At 68.7% G+C, this 18,176-nt stretch carries 21 protein-coding genes; 5 read left to right on the top strand and 16 right to left on the bottom strand.

Annotated elements, in window-relative coordinates:
* Nucleotides 1-85: 85 nt before the first annotated feature.
* On the bottom strand, nt 86-514 hold the full coding sequence (locus tag LI92_RS14500; RefSeq protein ID WP_046320006.1) for a DUF1398 family protein: 429 nt from the start codon (nt 512-514) through the stop codon (nt 86-88).
* A 96-nt stretch (nt 515-610) separates the two neighbouring features.
* Between LI92_RS14500 and LI92_RS14495 the strand changes: the two genes are divergently transcribed.
* The 3 genes from LI92_RS14495 to rfbC are packed head-to-tail and all read left to right on the top strand — an operon-like array spanning nt 611 to nt 2,677.
* Entirely contained in the window at nt 611-1,036 is a 426-nt protein-coding gene (locus LI92_RS14495; RefSeq protein ID WP_046320004.1) for a MarR family winged helix-turn-helix transcriptional regulator, read from the top strand.
* A gap of 53 nt (nt 1,037-1,089) precedes the next feature.
* Complete coding sequence (rfbB, locus tag LI92_RS14490) at nt 1,090-2,106, top strand: dTDP-glucose 4,6-dehydratase (RefSeq protein ID WP_046320017.1); 1,017 nt, start codon at nt 1,090-1,092, stop codon at nt 2,104-2,106.
* Between the two features lies 1 nt (nt 2,107).
* On the top strand, nt 2,108-2,677 hold the full coding sequence (gene rfbC, locus LI92_RS14485) for a dTDP-4-dehydrorhamnose 3,5-epimerase (RefSeq protein ID WP_046320003.1): 570 nt from the start codon (nt 2,108-2,110) through the stop codon (nt 2,675-2,677).
* A gap of 13 nt (nt 2,678-2,690) precedes the next feature.
* Here the strand turns inward: rfbC and LI92_RS14480 are convergent, their stop codons facing one another.
* The 14 genes from LI92_RS14480 to LI92_RS14415 all read right to left on the bottom strand — a co-directional run bounded on the left by LI92_RS14480 (nt 2,691) and on the right by LI92_RS14415 (nt 15,628).
* Nucleotides 2,691-4,136, bottom strand: a complete 1,446-nt coding sequence (locus tag LI92_RS14480) for an NAD-dependent succinate-semialdehyde dehydrogenase (protein WP_046320001.1) — start codon at nt 4,134-4,136, stop codon at nt 2,691-2,693.
* A complete protein-coding gene (locus LI92_RS14475) occupies nt 4,136-5,653 on the bottom strand; it encodes an aldehyde dehydrogenase family protein (RefSeq protein ID WP_286135103.1) in 1,518 nt (505 codons plus the stop codon). The genes LI92_RS14480 and LI92_RS14475 overlap by 1 nt, the downstream gene beginning before the upstream one ends.
* 2 nt (nt 5,654-5,655) lie before the next feature.
* Entirely contained in the window at nt 5,656-7,107 is a 1,452-nt protein-coding gene (locus LI92_RS14470) for a carotenoid oxygenase family protein (RefSeq protein WP_052740802.1), read from the bottom strand.
* Nucleotides 7,108-7,119: 12 nt separating this feature from the next.
* Nucleotides 7,120-7,347 carry a lipoyl domain-containing protein gene (locus LI92_RS14465; protein WP_046319999.1) on the bottom strand — a complete coding sequence of 76 codons (228 nt, stop codon included), beginning with the start codon at nt 7,345-7,347 and terminating at the stop codon, nt 7,120-7,122.
* 10 nt (nt 7,348-7,357) lie between these two features.
* Complete coding sequence (locus tag LI92_RS14460) at nt 7,358-7,546, bottom strand: ferredoxin (RefSeq protein ID WP_046320013.1); 189 nt, start codon at nt 7,544-7,546, stop codon at nt 7,358-7,360.
* A gap of 11 nt (nt 7,547-7,557) precedes the next feature.
* Nucleotides 7,558-8,706 (bottom strand): thiolase family protein, encoded by a 1,149-nt coding sequence (locus LI92_RS14455; protein WP_046319997.1) that lies wholly within the window; start codon nt 8,704-8,706, stop codon nt 7,558-7,560.
* Complete coding sequence (locus tag LI92_RS14450; protein ID WP_046319995.1) at nt 8,696-9,136, bottom strand: Zn-ribbon domain-containing OB-fold protein; 441 nt, start codon at nt 9,134-9,136, stop codon at nt 8,696-8,698. Before LI92_RS14450 ends, LI92_RS14455 begins: the two co-directional genes overlap by 11 nt.
* Nucleotides 9,133-9,468, bottom strand: a complete 336-nt coding sequence (locus LI92_RS14445) for a 2Fe-2S iron-sulfur cluster-binding protein (RefSeq protein ID WP_046319994.1) — start codon at nt 9,466-9,468, stop codon at nt 9,133-9,135. Before LI92_RS14445 ends, LI92_RS14450 begins: the two co-directional genes overlap by 4 nt.
* A 1-nt stretch (nt 9,469) precedes the next feature.
* Nucleotides 9,470-10,447: an acyl-CoA dehydrogenase family protein gene (locus tag LI92_RS14440; protein ID WP_052740801.1), complete on the bottom strand. Its 978-nt coding sequence runs from the start codon at nt 10,445-10,447 to the stop codon at nt 9,470-9,472.
* On the bottom strand, nt 10,444-11,442 hold the full coding sequence (locus LI92_RS24365) for an acyl-CoA dehydrogenase family protein (RefSeq protein WP_286135104.1): 999 nt from the start codon (nt 11,440-11,442) through the stop codon (nt 10,444-10,446). The genes LI92_RS14440 and LI92_RS24365 overlap by 4 nt, the downstream gene beginning before the upstream one ends.
* A complete protein-coding gene (locus tag LI92_RS14430) occupies nt 11,442-12,968 on the bottom strand; it encodes an AMP-binding protein (RefSeq protein ID WP_046319992.1) in 1,527 nt (508 codons plus the stop codon). The genes LI92_RS24365 and LI92_RS14430 overlap by 1 nt, the downstream gene beginning before the upstream one ends.
* Before the next feature lie 4 nt (nt 12,969-12,972).
* Nucleotides 12,973-13,974, bottom strand: coding sequence for an alpha-ketoacid dehydrogenase subunit beta (locus tag LI92_RS14425; protein ID WP_046320010.1), 1,002 nt, complete (start codon nt 13,972-13,974; stop codon nt 12,973-12,975).
* A gap of 26 nt (nt 13,975-14,000) precedes the next feature.
* Nucleotides 14,001-14,993: a thiamine pyrophosphate-dependent dehydrogenase E1 component subunit alpha gene (locus LI92_RS14420; RefSeq protein ID WP_286135100.1), complete on the bottom strand. Its 993-nt coding sequence runs from the start codon at nt 14,991-14,993 to the stop codon at nt 14,001-14,003.
* A gap of 80 nt (nt 14,994-15,073) precedes the next feature.
* Nucleotides 15,074-15,628, bottom strand: a complete 555-nt coding sequence (locus tag LI92_RS14415) for a TetR/AcrR family transcriptional regulator (RefSeq protein ID WP_082109720.1) — start codon at nt 15,626-15,628, stop codon at nt 15,074-15,076.
* A 245-nt stretch (nt 15,629-15,873) separates the two neighbouring features.
* Between LI92_RS14415 and LI92_RS14410 the strand changes: the two genes are divergently transcribed.
* Both LI92_RS14410 and LI92_RS14405 read left to right on the top strand, forming a co-directional pair.
* Nucleotides 15,874-16,635 (top strand): SDR family NAD(P)-dependent oxidoreductase, encoded by a 762-nt coding sequence (locus tag LI92_RS14410; RefSeq protein WP_046319987.1) that lies wholly within the window; start codon nt 15,874-15,876, stop codon nt 16,633-16,635.
* Between the two features lie 5 nt (nt 16,636-16,640).
* Complete coding sequence (locus tag LI92_RS14405) at nt 16,641-17,408, top strand: ThuA domain-containing protein (protein WP_286135099.1); 768 nt, start codon at nt 16,641-16,643, stop codon at nt 17,406-17,408.
* 25 nt (nt 17,409-17,433) lie between these two features.
* Here the strand turns inward: LI92_RS14405 and LI92_RS14400 are convergent.
* A partial coding sequence (locus tag LI92_RS14400; protein WP_046319986.1) for an RHO alpha subunit C-terminal catalytic domain-containing protein occupies nt 17,434-18,176 on the bottom strand: 743 nt, incomplete at its 5' end.

Here is an 18,176-nt window from a genome sequence, read left to right as displayed (position 1 = left end):
ACTCCACGACGGGAGACCTTCCCCGTTCAACGACCGCTACAGCGAGTCGTCACACTTCCTCAACCAACCTGTCTGGGCAGTACACCTAGGCCGGCGTGGCGGGGGCAAGAGTCACCGCCGGATAGCTTTCGACGTATTGGCCGTCGGGGGCGCCGAAGTAGGTGCAGGTGCGTTTGATCGTGTCGACCTCGTAGCCGACCACGCCCGCTGCCCAGCAGCGGCGGAGGAACTCCGGGAAGCTGATCGCGCCGGCTTTGTCGGCGTCGATCGCCGCGATCAGGGCCTGCTGGTCGAATTCGGCCACCGCGACCGGCTCGGCGTGCAACGGGTTTCCCGGCTGATAGACGACGCCACCATCCATCTCATAGAGCGCACCGCCTGAGGCGACATCGAAGCGATTCCGCCGCACGCCGGCCAGGCGCAGAGCCTCGGCCAGATGCGGGAATCCGTGGGTAGGGGGTTGCACGCGCATCCCGTGACGCTGTGCGCGGGCCAGTCGCTCGACAGTGTTCATGTGCACTCCTCGCCCACAGTCGCCGCAATTCGGCACTATCCTGTCATCCTGACAGCATGATGTCATTATTCGGGGTGGGGGCCGCCGGGAGGTCCGATGCATGATCCGATGGCGACGCTGATTGCCGACCTCTACCAGGCAGCCGGCGCGGCGAGGCGGCGCGGCGAGCAGATCGCGAAGGCCCAGGGCCAGACCCAGGCACGTTGGCAGGTGCTCTCGGTCTTCAGCGACGGTCCGCGCACGGTGGCCCAGGCGGCCCGGCGCCTCGAAACCGCACGTCAGGCCGTCCAACGGGTCGTGCACGAGCTCTCCCGGCACGGCCTGCTCAGCGCCCATGACAACCCCGACCACCGCACCGCTCCGCTGTTCACCCTGACCGACGATGGCGCGCAGATCCTCGGGCGGATGAACAGCGCAGCGGCCGTGGCGCACAGCACCCAGCTGGCAACGATGGGCGCTGACGAGGTGGCCCGGCTCCAGAGCGGCCTGCGTCGGCTGATCGCGGTCCTGGAGCAACCGTGACCGCCGGGCAGCAGCCCAGAGGCCGCCGGGCCGCCGCCGGTTATGGTTTCCCCATGCGTCTGCTGGTGACCGGTGGCGCCGGATTCATCGGCGCGAACTTCGTGCGCGGCACGCTGGCACAGCGTCCGGGCACGTCGATCACCGTGCTGGACGCGTTGACCTACGCCGGCAGCCGCGAATCGCTCGACGGCCTCGATGCCCGCTCCGACGAGTTCCAGCTGGTGCAGGGCGACGTCACCGATGCGGCACTGGTGTCCAAACTGGTCGCCGAGCTGGATCCGGCGACCGACGCGGTGGTGCACTTCGCCGCCGAAACCCACGTGGACAACGCGCTCGCCGATCCGGAGCCGTTCCTGCGATCCAACGTGATCGGCACCTTCACCGTGCTCGAGGCGGTGCGCGCCCACCAGGTGCGGCTGCACCACGTCTCCACCGATGAGGTCTACGGCGAGCTGGCGCTCGACGACCCCGGCCGGTTCACCGAGACGACGCCCTACCGTCCGTCCAGTCCCTACTCCTCGACCAAGGCCGCCGCCGACCTGCTGGTGCGCTCCTGGGTGCGCTCCTATGGTGTGCGGGCCACGATCTCCAATTGCTCCAACAACTACGGGCCGTATCAGCACGTGGAGAAGTTCATCCCGCGCCAGATCACCAACCTGCTGACCGGGCGCCGGGCCAAGCTGTACGGCAGCGGCGCGCACGTGCGCGACTGGATCCACGTCGACGACCACAACAGTGCGGTCTGGCAGATCCTCGCCGGCGGCCGCATGGGTGCCACCTACCTGATCGGCGCCGACGGCGAACGTGACAACCGCAGTGTGCTGCAGACCATCCTGCGGCTGATGGGCCACGACCCCGACGACTTCGACCACGTCGCCGACCGGCCCGGCCACGATCTGCGCTACGCCATCGACCCGTCGACACTGCGCGACGAACTGGGCTGGCGGCCCCGGCACACGCAGTTCGAGGCCGGCCTGCGCGACACCATCGACTGGTACCGCGCCAACGAAAACTGGTGGGGACCGCTCAAAGAGGCCGCCGAGGCCCGCTACACCGCGCTGGGGCGCTGACGTGGACGCGCGGGCACTGACGATCCCCGGCGCCTGGGAACTCACCCCGGCCCAGCACGCCGACGACCGCGGCGTGTTCTTCGAATGGTTCACCGACCGCGCGTTCACCGCGTTCGCCGGGCACCGCTTCGACCTGCGCCAGGCCAACTGCTCGGTGTCGCGCGCCGGCGTGCTGCGCGGCCTGCACTTCGCCCAACTGCCGCCGGGACAGGCCAAATACGTGACCTGCGTGTCCGGTTCGGTCTTCGACGTGGTCGTCGACATCCGGGTCGGCTCCCCGACCTATGGTCGCTGGGATGCCGTGCTGCTGGATGCCACAGAGCGCAGATCGGTGTATCTTTCCGCCGGACTGGCTCACGGATTCCTTGCCTTGCAAGACAATTCAACGGTCATGTATCTGTGCTCAGCCGAATACGCTCCGCAGCGCGAGCACACCATCTGCGCCACCGACCCCGAGATCGGCATCGACTGGCCCGACCGGCATCCCCTGGTGCTCTCCGAGCGGGATGCGGGCGCGCCGTCGCTGGCCGACGTGCGGGCCGCCGGGCTGCTGCCCAGCTGGGACCTGTAGCCCGCTCCCCCGCTCAGGTCAGCGCGATGTACTTGGTCTCGAGGTATTCCTCGATGCCCTCCGCGCCGCCCTCCCGGCCCAGCCCGGACTCCTTGATCCCGCCGAAGGGAGCCGCGGGGTCGGAGATGATGCCGCGGTTGACCCCGACCATGCCGCTTTCGACCCGCTCGGCCACCCGCAGTGCCCGATCCAGGTCGCGGGTGTAGATATAGGCGGCCAGCCCGAACTCGGTCGCGTTGGCCGCGGCCACCCCCGCTTCTTCGCCGTCGAATCCGGCTATGGCAGCGACCGGACCGAACACCTCCTCGGTGAGCAGCCGGGCCCCGGAAGGGATCTCGGTCAGCACGGTCGGCGGATAGAAGTAGCCCGGTCCCGGCACCGGCTGCCCGCCCAGCAGCAGTGTCGCGCCCCGGTCCACCGCGTCGTCGACCAGTTCGCCGACCTTGCTGCGCTGCCGTTGGTTGATCAGCGGGCCGAGGTCGACCCCGGCCTGCGTGCCGTCTCCGAGGGTCAGCTTCGCCATCCGGGCGGTGAGCTTGGCGGTGAACTCCTCGAGCACCGCATTGTCGACGTGAATGCGGTTCGCCGCGGTGCAGGCCTCTCCGCCGTTGCGCATCTTGGCGGCCAGGGCGCCTTCCACCGCTGCGTCCACATCCGCGTCGGCGAACACCACGAAGGGGGCATTGCCGCCGAGTTCCATCGAGGTTCGCAACACCCGGCCGGCGGCCTGCGCCAGTAGGCTTTTGCCCACCGCGGTCGATCCGGTGAAGGTGAGCTTGCGCAGTCGGGGATCGGCCAGCAGCGGCCCGGCCACCGCAGCCGCATCCGAGGTGGGCAGCACCGACAGCACGCCCTCGGGCAGGCCGGCCTCGGCCATCACCTCGGCGAAGAGCAGCATCGTCAGCGGGGTGTCGGGCGCAGGTTTGACGACCATGGTGCAGCCGGCGGCCACTGCTGCGGCCACCTTGCGCGTACCCATGGCCAGCGGGAAGTTCCACGGTGTGATCGCCAGCGTCGGACCGACGGGCTGTTTGGCCACCAGGATCCGGCCGTTGCCTGAGGGCGCTGCGGTGTAGCGGCCGTTGATCCGGACCGCCTCTTCACTGAACCACCGCAGAAACTCTGCACCGTAGGTGACCTCGGCGTGACTCTCTGCCAAGGGCTTTCCCATTTCCAGCGTGATCGAAAGCGCGAACCGGTCCCGGTACTGCTCGATGAGTTCGAATGCACGTCGCAGTATCTCGGCCCTGCGCCGGGCCGGCGTTGCCGCCCAGGCGCCCTGGGTGGCGGCGGCGAGGTCCATAGCCCGCGCCGCGTCGGCCGGGCCGGCGTCGGCGATCTCGGCCAGAACCCCTTCGGTGGCCGGGTTGTACACCGCGAAGCGACCCCCGGCGACCGCCGGCGTCGCGGTCCCGCCGAGCATCAGATCGGTGGGTGCCCACGTCACACTGGTTTCCATCACTGACCCTTCCTGAACGGCAATCTGCGCCGGCCCCGCCCGTCGAAGATCCGCATGAGCGTCGTCACCAGGCGGGCGCGCGACTTCGAAGCGGGATACCACAGCGGTTCACGTTTCATCTCCGGACCCCGGGGAACCAGGATCGCTTGTTGGCGACAGTATTTGCGGATTCCGGATGCGCCGCCGAAGCGGGCGCCCATCCCCGAGTTCTTCCAGCCGCCCATCGGCACCGCGAAGTTGACCAGGTTGGCGAACGCATCGTTGATGTTGACCGCACCGACCTCGAGCTGGCGGGCCACCGATTCACCGCGCCGGCGATCCCCGCACCACACGGTGGCCGACAGGCCGTAGTCGGAGTCGTTGGCCAACCGGATCGCCTCGTGCTCGTCGGCGACCTTGATCACCGGCAGCAGCGGCCCGAACGTCTCCTCGGTCATACACGTCATCGAGTGGTCGACGTCGACCAGTACGGTCGGCTCGAAGAACGCCCCGGACCGGGCGGGTTTGCCTCCGGTCAGGATTCGCGCCCCGCGCGCCACCGCATCTTCGACGTGCCGCGTCACGATATCGCACTGCCCGGGCGTCGCCATGGCGCCGATGTCGAAGTCGAACCCGCGGCCGTCGTGTCCCTGCCGGAGCTCTCGGACCTGCTTGACCAGGCAGTCCACGAAGCGGTCGTACACCTGCGCCTCGACGTAGACCCGTTCCACCGAGATGCATACCTGGCCGGAGTTGAACAAGCCTCCGTAGACGATCCCGGCCGCCGTTCGGTCGATGTCGGCGTCGGCCAGCACGATCGCCGGATCCTTGCCGCCCAGTTCCAGGCTGCACGGCTTGAGCGATGCCCCGCACGCCGACGCGATCGCCCGCCCGGTCGCGGTGGATCCGGTGAACTGCACGTAGTCGACCTCGTCGACGACCGCTCGCCCGGTCTCCACACCGCCGGTCAGCACCGCGAACACCGGCGGGGCACCGATCTCCGCCCAGCCGCGGGCCAGTTCGCAGGCGCTCAGCGGGGTCACCTCCGACGGTTTCACCAGCACTGCCGCACCGGCCATGAGCGCCGAGAACATGTCGAAGCACGGGTTGAGCAACGGCAGGTTCCACGGCGTGACGATGCCGACCACCGGGTAGGGCCGGTACCGGGTGATCAGCCGCTTCGTCAGCCCGATCGGGCTGTGCGGGGTGGGGCGCTCCTCGGCCAGGAAGCCGCCGGCGTGGCTCGCCCAGTATTTGGCCAGGTCGATCGCCGCGGGAACTTCGATCGCCGCATCGAAGCGGGTCTTGCCGGTCTCGGACTGCACCACGTCGGTCAGCCGCTCCGAGTGGTCGATCAACCAGTCCTGCAGGCGCAGCAGCCAGTCCGCGCGTGCGGCGAAGCCGAGCTGCTCCCAGTGCGGCTGGTGGCGGCGCAGCCTACGCACGGCTTCGCTGACCTCGGCGCGTGAGTGATCGGCGACTTGTCCGACCACCAGTCCATCGGCGGGGTTGCGAACGTCGATCGTGCGTGCGGGCACGGCTATCCCAGCGCTTGCCGATAGAGCGGACTGTCGGCGCTGTAGTAGTTGCAGTGGAATCCGCTCGGGATGCGGAACGGGATGCGCACCCGCGCCAGCGGCCCGTCCGCGAGGCTGCCGGCGTCGAAGACCACCAGCTCGGTCTCGGCGGCCCCGGCCCGGTGCACCAATGTCACGGCGTAGCCGTCGGATTCGTCTCGCCCGCCGATCCGGGGAGCGAAGATGAGCTCTCCAGCGGCAGCTCCGTCACCGAAGTGGTAGACGTCCTCGGTCCCGGTCTCGGTGTCGACGCGCAGCACCGAGTCCATGCCGTCGGCGCGCCCGTCGACCGAATGCAGGTTGCTGTTGGCGAAGACGTTTCGGCTCGCACGGGTCATCATCCGGTCGTCCGGACGCGGGAACTGGATGTCATGGTCGCTGATGATCCGCTCGTCCACCACATCGGTGCCGGCGCTCGGGTCGATCGTCCAGCGCCGCAGGCTCTGCTGGGTCTCGGCGTGCGAGCGCCGGTTGCCGTGGACGTCGGGAAACAGCGCGGTCCCCTCCGCGGCCGCGACATCGGCGATGATGCGGCCGCCGTTGTCCTCCCACACGTTGGCCTGATGCATCATGTGCCGCGGCGCGGCTTCGAACCAGCGCACGTCGGCCGCCGATCCGGTGCGCGGCATGACGCCCAGTTTGGTGGGCCGTTCCGGGTCCCAGGCCACCATCGGCCCGCCGGCCATGGCCCGCTGCACGCTGATGTCCAGCGGTGTCACCGGGAATACCACGTGGTTCTCGGTGACGAAGAAGGTGTGCATCAGGGTCTGATGCGGTATCGGAATGACCTCGTAGCGCAGCAGATCCCCGTCTGAACCCACCACCTCGTAGTGGATCGCCGGTTCGTCGCCCGGCCGGTAGGGCACCGAACCGATGTTGATCAGCTCACCGGTCGCGTAGTCGATCGTCGGATGCGCCGAGAACGTGGTGGTGATCACCCCGCCGTAGTGCTCTTCGCCGATGGTGTCCAGGGTGCGCGGCTCCAGCCGGACCGGTGGCGCGCCTTCCATCAGCGCCAACAGCCGCCCGCCGTGCAGGATGATGTTGGTGTTGGCGGTGTTGTAGCGGGTGCCCCGGGCCAGCGGGTCGGTCGTGGCCGGATTGTCGAGCACCCCGAACAGCCGCCGACCGTGCTTGAGCTCCAGCTCCAGTTTTTCGGTGCGGACCCAGCGGCTGCGCATGGCCACCCGGCCGTCTTCGATGAAGAACGCGTAGACCATGCCGTCGCCGTCGAACCAGTGGTAATCCTCGTCGGTCGGCGGATACAGCGGTTCGGCACCGTTGCGGTAGAACACCCCGGCCAGGTCGTCAGGCAGCTCGCCCTCGACGAACAGGTCGGGAGCACTGACTTCCATCCGGTTGGGCTGGTGATGCCCGGTCAGAAACGGACTTTCCCGAAAACGCGGGTCAGCCATCGATGCCTCCGTTCATTCGATGGCACCCAGTGGGGTGCCTACCGGGTAGGTTTCGTCGGCTTGGACGGCGCCATGGCGCAGAATACCGGCGCACGGGGCCGGGATGTCGGTCTCGACCTTGTCGGTACCCACGGTGTAGAGGTCCTCGCCCTCGGCCACCGGATGACCGTCTGGGACCAACCAACCCATGAACGTGCCCTCGGTCATCGTGACGTCGAGTTTGGGCATTCGGATATCCATCGCGGCCTTCCTATTCGCTGATGTTGAGTGCCTGGCTCGGGCAGGCGGCCACCGCCTCGGCGACCACCTCGTGCCGGCCGGGGGGGATGGGATCGGCCGCGTGGGCCAGCCCGTCGTCGCCGACGGCGAAGACGTCCGGGGCCAGCGATTCGCAGATCCCGTGGCCGACGCAACGGTCTGGGTTGACAGTGACTTTCACGATTCCTCCGATCACCGGGTCAGCACGGTGCACGCGCTGAGCCCGGGTGCGCCATAAACGTGGGAAAAGCCGACCCGGGGCGTTCCGCCGATCTGGCGATCGCCGGCCTGCCCGCGTAGTTGCAGGACGTTCTCGTGCCCCTGCCGCAGGCCCGACGCCCCGATCGGCTCGCCGTTGGCCAGGCAACCGCCGTCGGTGTTGACCGGCAGTCGCCCGGTCAGCTCGGTGGCACCCGAGTCGTAGAGCTCGGTCTGCGCGCCGTGTTCGCACAGGCCGGTCTCGGCGAGGTGGATGAGCTCTGCTCCGGCGTCGGTGTCCTGAAGCTGCGCCACATCGACATCGGTGGGCGCCACGCCGGCCGCCTCGAATGCCGCCTTGGCGGCGTCGACGCTGGGGCTCACGCCGCGGCGCACCGACAGCGAGGGACTGAGCACCTCGAACGAACCGGGCCGACGGGTCCGCACCGCGGTGCCGGCGATGTAGACCGGGTCGGCGCGATGCCGCTTGGCGTGCGCGGCGCTGCTCAGCACCAAAGCGGTGGCGCCGTCGCCCGGCGAGCACAGCATGTATTGGCGCAGCGGGTCCGACAGCATCATCGAGTTGCGCACGTCGGCCTCGCTCAGCGGTTTGCGCCGCCAGGCGTTGGGATTGAGCGCGCCGTTGCGGAATGCCTTGCTGGCGACGGTCTCCAACAGGCGCTCCGGCAATCCGTACTCGTGCAGATAGCGTTGAATCTTCAGCGCGAAGAACTGCGACGTCATGGCCAGACCGGTGGTGCCGTACCACTGCCCGAGGCCGAGCGCCTCCGGGCGGATGGCGAACGCGCCGCGCGGGTGCGAGTCGAAACCGACCACCACCGCGGTCTGCGCCGCACCCGAGGAGATGGCCTGCACCGCACAGATCAGGGAACTGGTACCGGTGGCGCATCCGTTGAGCACGTTGATGAAAGGGATCCCGGTGAGACCCAGATCGGCGACCAGGGTGTCGGCCAACCCTGCGTCCATGCTGCCGCCGACGGCGTAATCGACGTCGCTCCAACCGATACCCGCGTCCTGCAGAGCCATCCGCACGGCGCGCACGGCCTCTGTGCGCGCGGTGGTGTCCAGATACCGGCCGAAGGGCCGGCATCCGATGCCGACGATCGCTACGTCATTGCTCATGGTCGTCTCCTGCCGTCTCCGCCGGCGCGAAGGCGAAGGTCGTTGCCGTGGCTCCCTCTTCGGTCGGCACTTCGATGCCGACCAGCTGCATCGGCATGCCGATCCGCAGCCGGTCCGGGTCAGCGCGGGACAGGCGGGTCTCGACGATGACCTCGCCGGGCAGTTCGACGTAGCCCAGGCCGAACGGTGTGAAGTCGTCGCCGGTCGGCACATACGGCGGGCTCGGCGGCGGGAACCGCTGGATGGTCCAACTCCACAGGGCGCCGCGGGTGGCCAGCTGGACCTCGACGACCCCGTCGGCGCCGCAGCTGCCGCAGCTGTCCCGGCGCGGGAACCCGGTCTCACCACAGTCCTGGCAGCGCCCGCCCAGCAGCCGCAGTCCGGCGTCGGTCATCTGCATGATCTCGGTATCGATGAGGTCAGCGCTCATCTGAGTTCCACTCCTGTCCTCGGTTTTCCGCGTACGCCGCGTTTGAGCACCACCACGTCGCCGTGGACCCCGGCCTGACAGGCCAGCCGGACGTGGTCGCCGCGCCCACCGTGGTCGCCCGAAAGTCCCGCTACCGCTTTGGCTTCCTCATCGCTCGGCGGCGACAGCGACTCGGGGTGATCGAGCACCTCGACATGGCACACCAGGCATTCACCGTTGCCGCCGCAGATGGTGGGCCAGCGGTACCCGGCCTGCTGCCCGGCAGCCATGATGGTCTGCCCCGGCTCCGCGGTGAACTGGACGCCCGAGGGCTTGACGGTGACGGTCGGCATCTCAGCCCCGCCGCAGTTCCCGCCAGGGCCGGCCGCGCTCCAAGTCGGGTTCGCGATCCAGTCCGAGCACCCGCTCGGCGATGATGTTGCGCTGAATCTCCGAGGTTCCACCGGCGACGGTGAGGCGACGGCTGTCCAGCAGCGCATGCGTCTCCGCCGGTTCGGAGTCGCCGTCCCAGTAGGCGCCCGCGGGCCCGGCGATCTCGAAGCCCAGCTCGCTGATGCGCTGGGACAGTTCGGATTGCAGCAGTTTGGTGATCGAGCCTTTGGCGTCGGGAGCGACCTCGAACCGCTGGTTGGTCAGGGTGAGTGCGCGTTCGGTGGCGATCAGCGCGGCAAGCCGGTCGCGAACGACCTCGTCAGCCCAGGCCCCGGTTCGCCGGGCCAGCGCCAGCACGGGGTCCAGCTCCACCCCGCTGGCGGCCGAATCGCTGGAGAGCCCGGACCGTTCGGCGGTCAGGGTGGACAGGGTCACCCGCCAGCCGTCGTTGAGCGCGCCGAGCATGGTGTCGGCCGACAGTTCGACGCCTTCTAAGAAGACCTCGCAGAAATGCTCGCTTCCGGTCATCTGCCGAAGCGGGCGCACCGTCACCCCGGCCGAGCGCATGTCGAGCAGAAAACAGGTGATACCGGCGTTCTTGGGCACGTCGGGATCGGTGCGGGCCAGCAGCATCGCGTAGCGGGAGATATCGGCGAAAGAGCTCCAGACCTTCTGCCCGTCCACCACCCAGCCGCCGTTTCCGGACGGCACCGCGCGGGTGGCCAGGCTGGCCAGGTCCGAACCGGCACCCGGCTCGCTGAACAGCTGGCACCACATGTCCTCGCCGGACGCGATTCCGGGAAGATAGCGTTGCCGTTGCTCGTCGGTGCCCCACTCGATGATTGCCGGGCCGATCAGCGTCAGGGGGACGAAGTGCTCGACTGGCAGGACCTCCTGGGCGCGTGCCAGTTCCGAAAGCCACGCGTCGTGCTGTGTCATCTCCCACCGTCCCGCGAATCGATCAGGCCGGCCAGCCGCCCGCGATGCCGGCCGGCGGCGCCGGTCAGGGCGATCACCGCGTGCGCCCGGCGCAGATACCGGTGCGCCCAATGTTCCCAGGTGATCCCGATTCCACCGTGTAGTTGCACCGCGGCCTTGGTCGCCTCGACGGCCGTCTGCCTGGCCAGCGCCGCGGCCACCGCCAGATCGACTTCGGCCTGGACTGTCACCGGGCCGTCGCCGAGCTGCCACGCCGCCCCGTACACCGCCGACCTGGTCAGCTCGACCTGGGCGAGCATGTCGGCGAGCCGGTGTTTGACCGCTTGGAACGAGCCGATGGTGCGGCCGAACTGGACCCGTCCGCTCACGTAGTCGACGGTGCCGTCCAGGACCCGCTGCGCCACCCCGAGCAGTTCGGCTGACAGGACCAGGTCCGCGCGCCGCCGCATGGCGGCCGCGACGTCGACGCCGCACTCCAGCAGTGGTTGGCCGTTCGCCTGGACAGCACGGCCGACCGGGCGCGAGAGGTCCAATCCGGAGCACTCCTGCAGCCCGACCGCGTCGGCGCCGTAGACGGCGACCCCGGAGTCACCGGCGGCCGCCTGCTGCGTGATGACGACCGCGTCGTCGCTGTAGTCCCAGTAGGCGTCGGTCTGTCCGTCACCCAAGCCGGTCAGCGACACCGCGACGCAGGGAGCGCGCCGGCCCTCGCCCACCCCGGTGAGGGCCGGCTGCCGGGCCAGGGGCCCGACTGCGGCCGCAGAGACCAGTGGACCGTCGAACAGCGCGGCACCGGACTCCTCGGCCAGGATCGCCAACTCAACTGAAGTGGAACAGGTTTCACCGAAGAGCAGGTCGTCCACGCCGACCTCGGTGAGCAGTCGACGCCACCGGTCGAGGCGCGCTGTGGTGGCGGTGGCGGCGAAGTACTCGCGCAGCACTTCCCGAAGAGCGGCGTGCTCGTCGGTGAAGCCGAATATCTCCAGGGATGTCATCAGCGGCACACCGGTTCCTGATCGGACAGATATTGGAGGCGCAGCTGACGCTTGTTGACCTTGCCCATGGCCGAGCGCAGTTCGAAGTCGACCAGCTCCACCACATTCGGGCACTTGTAGTGCGTCAGGCGTTCCCGGCACCAGGCGATCAATTCGGCGGGGTCGGTGCCGGGCTCGGCCTGCACCAGGGCACACAGTTGTTCGCCGAGGTCCTCGTGCGGGATTCCGATGACCGCGACATCCCTGACGCCGGGGTGGGTGCGCAGCACCGCCTCGGACTCGGCCGGATAGACGTTCACCCCGCCACTGACCACCATGTCGGAGGCACGGTCGGTCAGGTACAGGAAGCCGTCTGCGTCCAGGTGGCCGATCTCACCGATGGCGAACACTCCGTCGGCCACATAGCTGCCCCGCGTCTTGGCCGGGTCCCCGTGGTACTCGGGCCGGTGACCGGTGGTCCACTGCACGCAGACCAGCCCGGACTCTCCGGTGCCCCGTACCGCACCGTCGTCGCCGCGGATGGTCACCTCGATGCCGGGCAGCGCCTTGCCGACCGATCCGGGGTGGGCCAGCCATTCCGCGGAGGCGATCGTGGTCACGGTGCCGACCTCGGTCGAGCCGTAGGCCTCCACCAGCACCGGCCCGAACCACTCGATCATCGCCCGCTTGACGTGCTCGGGGCAGGCGGCGCCGGTGTGGATGATGCTGCGCACACTACTGACGTCGTAGCGGTCTCGAATCTCATTGGGCAATGCCAGCATCCGGGAAAAATGTGTGGGCACCATCATCGTCGTCTCGATGCGGTGCGTCGCGATGGCCGCCAGCACGGCCTCGGCGTCGAACTTCGGCAGGATCACCACCGGGTTGCCGGTCACCAGGCCACGCACGCCGGTGATGGGACCGGTGTGGTGCATGGGCGCCACGATCAGGTGCTTGCCGGGGGTCCGAAACGGGGCGGCGCGAACGCGCTCCACGTGGTCGACCATGGACTCGCCGGTGGGAAACATCTGCTCGGGCAGTTCCACGCCCTTGGGCAGCCCGGTTGTTCCGGAGGTGTAGTACAGCGGCCTGGCCGGGCGGATGTCGCAGGGCGGCTCGGTGTCGCCGTGTCGTTGCACCACGCGGTCGAAGTCCTCGACACCGTCAGCGTCGGGACTTCCCCACGCCACCACCGCCACGCCGGGGTCGGCGGCACGCGCGATTGCCGCGGTGCGGGCGCTACAGAGCACGGTGTGCACTTCGGCGTCTCGCAGGATGTAGCCGGTCTCGGCTGCGGTCAGGTGGTAGTTCACCGGTACCGCGGACAGCCCCGCGTAGGTGACGGCCAGATGCGCCAGGGCGGCGTGCGCACTGTTTTCGGCCATCACCGCGACCCGCTGCCCGGGTTCGACACCGCGCGATGTCAGCCAGTGGACGGTCCGGTTGAGAATCAAGTTCAGCTGCGGCCAGGTCCACTGGGTGGTCTCATCGGTCAGGGCTACTCCGGCGGCATCCCGCTCGGCGCACTGCGCAATCCCGTGAACCAACCGGCTATCCCCTGCCCCGCGACGACGCCCGTGACCGCGCCAGCGCCGACCTGGCGGCCACGACGATCTCGTCGCAGCTGGGCACGAAGGCGTCTTCGAGGACCTTGGCGAACGGGATGGGGGTGTTGGCTCCGGCTACCCGCTGCACCGGGGCGCCCAACTCATCGAAGAGGTTCTCGGTGATCAGGCTGGCCAATTCGGCGCCGAATCCGCTGCGGCGCACCGCTTCGTGAACAACCACGGCGTGGCGGGTGCGGGCCACCGACTCCAGCACCGTGGTCTCGTCGAGCGGTACCAGTGACCGCAGGTCGATCACCTCGGCGTCGATGGACTCCTGCGCCAGTTGTTCGGCGGCGGCCACCGCGTCGTGCACCTGCCGGCCGTAGCTGATCAGGGTGATGTCGGTGCCCGGTCGCACGGTCGCGGCCCGGCCCAGCGGAACCACGTGGTGACCGGTCGGGACAGGTTGCGGCGGACCGAAATACAGCAGGCTCTGCTCGACCACCACGCACGGGTCGGGGTCGAAGATGGCAGCGGTCAGCAGCCCCTTGGCGTCGGCGGGGTTGCTGGGCACCACGACTTTGAGTCCCGGGATGTGGGTGAGCCAGGCTTCGAGCATCTCGGAATGCTGTGCACCGAACTGCATCCCGGCGCCGGCGGCGCAGCGTATGGTCAGCGGCACGGTCGTCTGGCCCCCGGACATGTAGCGCAGCTTCGCGGCATGGTTGGACAACTGGTCCATGCAGACGGCCAGGAAGTCCATCAACATGATCTCGGCGACGGGACGCATGCCCGCGACGGCGGCCCCGATGGCCGCACCCACGATGGCCTGCTCGCTGATCGGGGTGGCGCGCACCCGGTGGGTGCCGTACTTGGTGGACAGCCCCACCGAGGTCTTGAACACCCCGCCGCCGGGATCGGCGATGTCCTCACCGAGCAGCAGCACCGACGGGTCGCGGCCCAGGGCGTCGTCGAGCGCACTGCACACCGCCTGGAAACCCGACATCGGCGTGGTGGGCGTGCCGGAATCGGTCACGACAGGTCCTCCTCGTAGACGTCGGTCAACCCCTCGGACAGGTCCGGCTCCGGGCTTTCGGTGGCGAACGCGACCGCCGCGGCGATCTCGGCCTTGGCGTCGGCCTCGATCGCTTCGATCTCGGCGACGCTGTGGATCTCGTTGTCGATCAGCCACTGCCGGAAGGCCAGCACCGGATCGGCGGCGCGCGCGGCCTCGAGCTCGCCGGGTTTCATGTACTCGTTGTTGTCGGACATCTGGTGTCCGTAGAACCGGAAGGTCATCGCCTCGATCAGGGTGGGACCGTCGCCGGCCCGGGCCCGATCGACCGCCTCCTTGGCGGCCGCATACATCGCGAGCGGATCGTTACCGTCCACCCGGACCCCGGGCATCCCGTACCCGGCGGCGCGGTCGGCGATGCGGGCCACGCTGGTGCCGTCCTCGTAGGAGGTGTGTTCGGCGTACCGATTGTTCTGACAACAGAACACCACCGGCAGCTTCCACAGACCGGCCAGGTTGCACGCTTCGTGGAAGGCTCCGATATTGGTGGCGCCGTCGCCGAAGTTGACCACGGTGACCCGGTCTTCGCCACGCAGCTGGGCCGCCAGCGCGAGTCCGGCGGCGATGGGCAGCCCGCCGCCGACGATCCCCGTGGTGACCATCAGCCCGGAGTCCGGATGCGTGATGTGCATCGGCCCGCCCTTGCCTTTGCAGGTCCCGGTCGCCTTGCCCATGAACTCGGCCCACAGTTGCGGCATGGGCACGCCCTTGGCCAGGTGGTCATGCAGCCCCCGGTAGGTGGTGACCACATAGTCGGTCTTGTTCAGCAGCGCCCCGATCGACGCAGGAATGATCTCCTGGCCGCGCGGCGAGTAGTACTGGGCGCTGACCTGTCCGGTGAGGATCAACGAGCGGAATTTCTCGTCGCACAGTTTGATCCGGGTGGCCGTGGTGAAGATTCGGGTCAGCGTGGCGCTGGCCACGCCGGTGTCGGCGATCGAACCGGTCACGGCGCCTCCCTATTAGTTAGTTCGATAATTAATTTGTAACACCGGTCACGATCCACTGTCAACGCTCCGGCGGCCGCGCGCTAGTCGTCGGCGCCCAGCAGCAGTGAATCGATCAGCGCGGTCATCTCGTCCATGGCCGCCGGGGTGGTCGACGCGGCCGCGTGCGCGAATCCGTCGACAATGGCGCCGATCAGATGCGCGACCGCGACGGGGTCGCGGTCCGCGGGGATCAGCCCGTGCTCCTGGCCGTTGCGCACCGCGGTGGCCAGGGTCTCGGCCATGGCCACCGCCTGCTTGGAGAACGCCTCGGTGAGCTCGGGATGACGACGGGCGTCGATGGGAGCGGTGGCGACGAAGCCGGCCAGCGTGGGCGACTCGTGGTTGATGCGCATCGATTCCCCCAGCACCGCGCGCAGCAGCCCCTGCACCGAGCGCGGCTGAGCCATCGCCACTTCCGCGGACCGGGCGATGATCCGGCCGTAGACGTCCTCGCACACGGCGTCGAACAGCTTGCTCTTGGTCCCGTAGTGGTAGTAGACGGCACCGGCGGTGACTCCGGCCAATTCCGCGATCAGGCTGTTGGTCGCCGGGCCGTACCCGTACTGCGCGAAACACCGACACGCGGCGTCGATCACCCGCTGTCGGGTGTCACCGCTGTCTATTCCGGCTGGACGCCCCGGACCAGGTTTCACTCGCGCGTGACCGTCACTCACTTGACCATCATGGCAAACGGCCGCGTCCTTGCGCCGACGGCGTTCCGCGACCTCGGCCAATCCATTGACCCGAACAGTGACGCCTGTTACAAACTAATTGGTCAACCAGCCAATACTGTCCGGCCAGTCGGGCGACGGGACAGCAGTACCACCGAGGGAGCACTGCGATGGATCTCCGCCTCACCGGCAAGCGCGCACTCATCACCGGCGGCAGCCGTGGCATCGGCTTCGCCACAGCCACAACATTGCTCAAAGAAGGCGCCTCGGTGGGCATCTGCGCGCGCGACGAACAGGCGCTGGGCGCAGCGGCCGACAAGCTTTCCGAGCTCGGGACGGTCTTTCACCAAGCGGCCGACGTCAGCGACGCCGCGGCGGTGGACGCCTTCGTGCGCGCCGGCGCCGACGCGCTGGGCGGCGTGGACATCGTGGTGGCGAATGCGTCCGCGTCAGTCGGCGAGGGACCGTCGGCCTGGGCGAACAACTTCCAGACCGACCTGATGAGCTTCGTGGGTCTCATCGAGGCCGCGCTGCCGCATCTGCAGGCCAGCGACTCGGCCTCGGTCATCGCGATCGCCAGCACATCGGCGCTGGAGGCCGGCATCCTGCCCACCGCGAACAGCTTCGGCGCGCTGAAGGCCGCCATGATCCAGCATGCTGCGGCGCAGGCCCGAGCCTTGGGCGCCGACGGCATTCGGGTCAATGCGGTGTCGCCCGGTCCGGTGTACTTCGACGGCGGGGTGTGGGAGAACATCAAGGCCGGCATGCCCGAGCTCTACGAGGCCGCCAAGGCCGGTGCGGCGCTGGGCAAGTTCGCCTCCGCCGAGGACGTCGCCAACGCGGTGACCTTCCTGGCCTCGCCGGCGGCCGGGCACATCACCGGGACCAACCTGGTCGTCGACGGCGCCTTCACCAACCGATTCGCGTTCTGACAACGGTGAATCGTCGCGTCCGCGCCGCGTTAGTGTGCGGCGGCCAATGGCACGACTTCGACTACGCCCGGCGGGAACTGCTGGGCGAGCTGGCGGTCTACGACCAGGTGCACCCCCGGGTCTACGAGGACTACGAGGGGCTGGGCCGGCTCGGGCCGGACGAGCCCCTGATCACCTACACCTGCAACGTCATGCCGTCGGAGGCGCAACGCGCGGCGCTCTCGGAGTTCCTCGCCGCGGGCGGTCGCTGGCTGGCGCTGCACGCCACCAACGCCTCCATCGTCCCCGCGGCCCCCGACGCCGATCACCTGTTCTGCACACCGCCGCTTCCCGGAAACCTGGCGCAGCTGTTGGGCAGCCGATTTCTGGGCCATCCACCGATCGCCCCCTACACCGTCACGCCCGTCGCCGACCATCCGTTCACCGCCGGTATCGGCTCCTTCACCGTGACCGACGAGCTCTACATCAGCCAACTGCACCCGCCGTTGCAGGTGTTGGCGCACACCAGCTTCGTGGGCGAGTCGACCGGGTTCGCCGAAGGACACACCCACCTCGACGAGCCCCGTCCGGTGCTCTACCTCAAGCGCCACGGCGCCGGCACGGTCTGTTACTTCACGCTGGGACATTGCCGCGGCCGCTACGATCTGGCCGATCTGGGCGTCGAGGACCTGGGCTGCGTGGACCGCGGCAGCTGGACCGTGCCGGAATTCCGCACGATTCTGCAGCGCTGCCTGCACTGGGCCGTCACCGGGGAGTTACCCCCGGCGCCCTGACTCCCCCAGCCGCCGACGGCGGCCGCTACGTCTCCGCGGCCAGGTATGCGTCGAGGTCGGCGTGGAACTGCCGAATCCTGGCCTCCTGATAATTGGCCAGCGTGACACCGGGTTTGGTCATCGACTTCAGCCCCCGCTGCACCCAGCCCAGGTTGGTCAGGTCTTGATTGAGCACCGCACACAACCCGCCCAGCTCCGGTGCGGCGGCGAAGTCCTCGTCGGGGCCCAGGACGTGCGGCGGAGCCGCCTTGGGCTTGGGCACACCGGCCGGCAGGGGAACAAGCATCATCACATCGAAGATGCAGCGGTCCGGGTCGTTGCCGTAGGGGCGGAACCGGTAGGTCAACGGCGCGCCCACCCCGGCCCACGGCGCCAGGTTCGGGAACACGAAATACTCGATGGCGTCCAGGATCTCGCTGTCGCTGACATCGGACAGATCCGCCCCGGTGGCCTCCGCCAGCTGTGCGCGCATCGCTTCGGCGACCACCGGTCGGGCCTCTTGCCCCTCCGGCACCGTGAAGCTCCCGACACCATCGGGGTAGAAGTCGCGGAACATCGCCTCCAGCACATCCTGGGGCTCCAGCGGCTCGCCCAGGTGCGGACTGCTGATGGCCTGCGCGGGGATCATCCGGTTGAATCCGGGCAACCCGTCGCTGCGGCGGTAGATGTCGTACTGGGTGTTGCAGTCGCCGAGGTACTCCAGCAGCTGCGGATGCGTGGCGATCACATGGTAGGACTCGATGAAGGCCTCCATCGCGACCTTCCAGT

It is taken from the genome of Mycobacterium sp. UM_Kg1 (genome assembly GCF_000972925.1).
Lineage (GTDB): Bacteria > Actinomycetota > Actinomycetes > Mycobacteriales > Mycobacteriaceae > Mycobacterium > Mycobacterium hiberniae.
The sequence above is the reverse complement of the archived record's forward strand: the minus strand, read 5'-3'. Positions and strand labels throughout refer to the sequence as shown.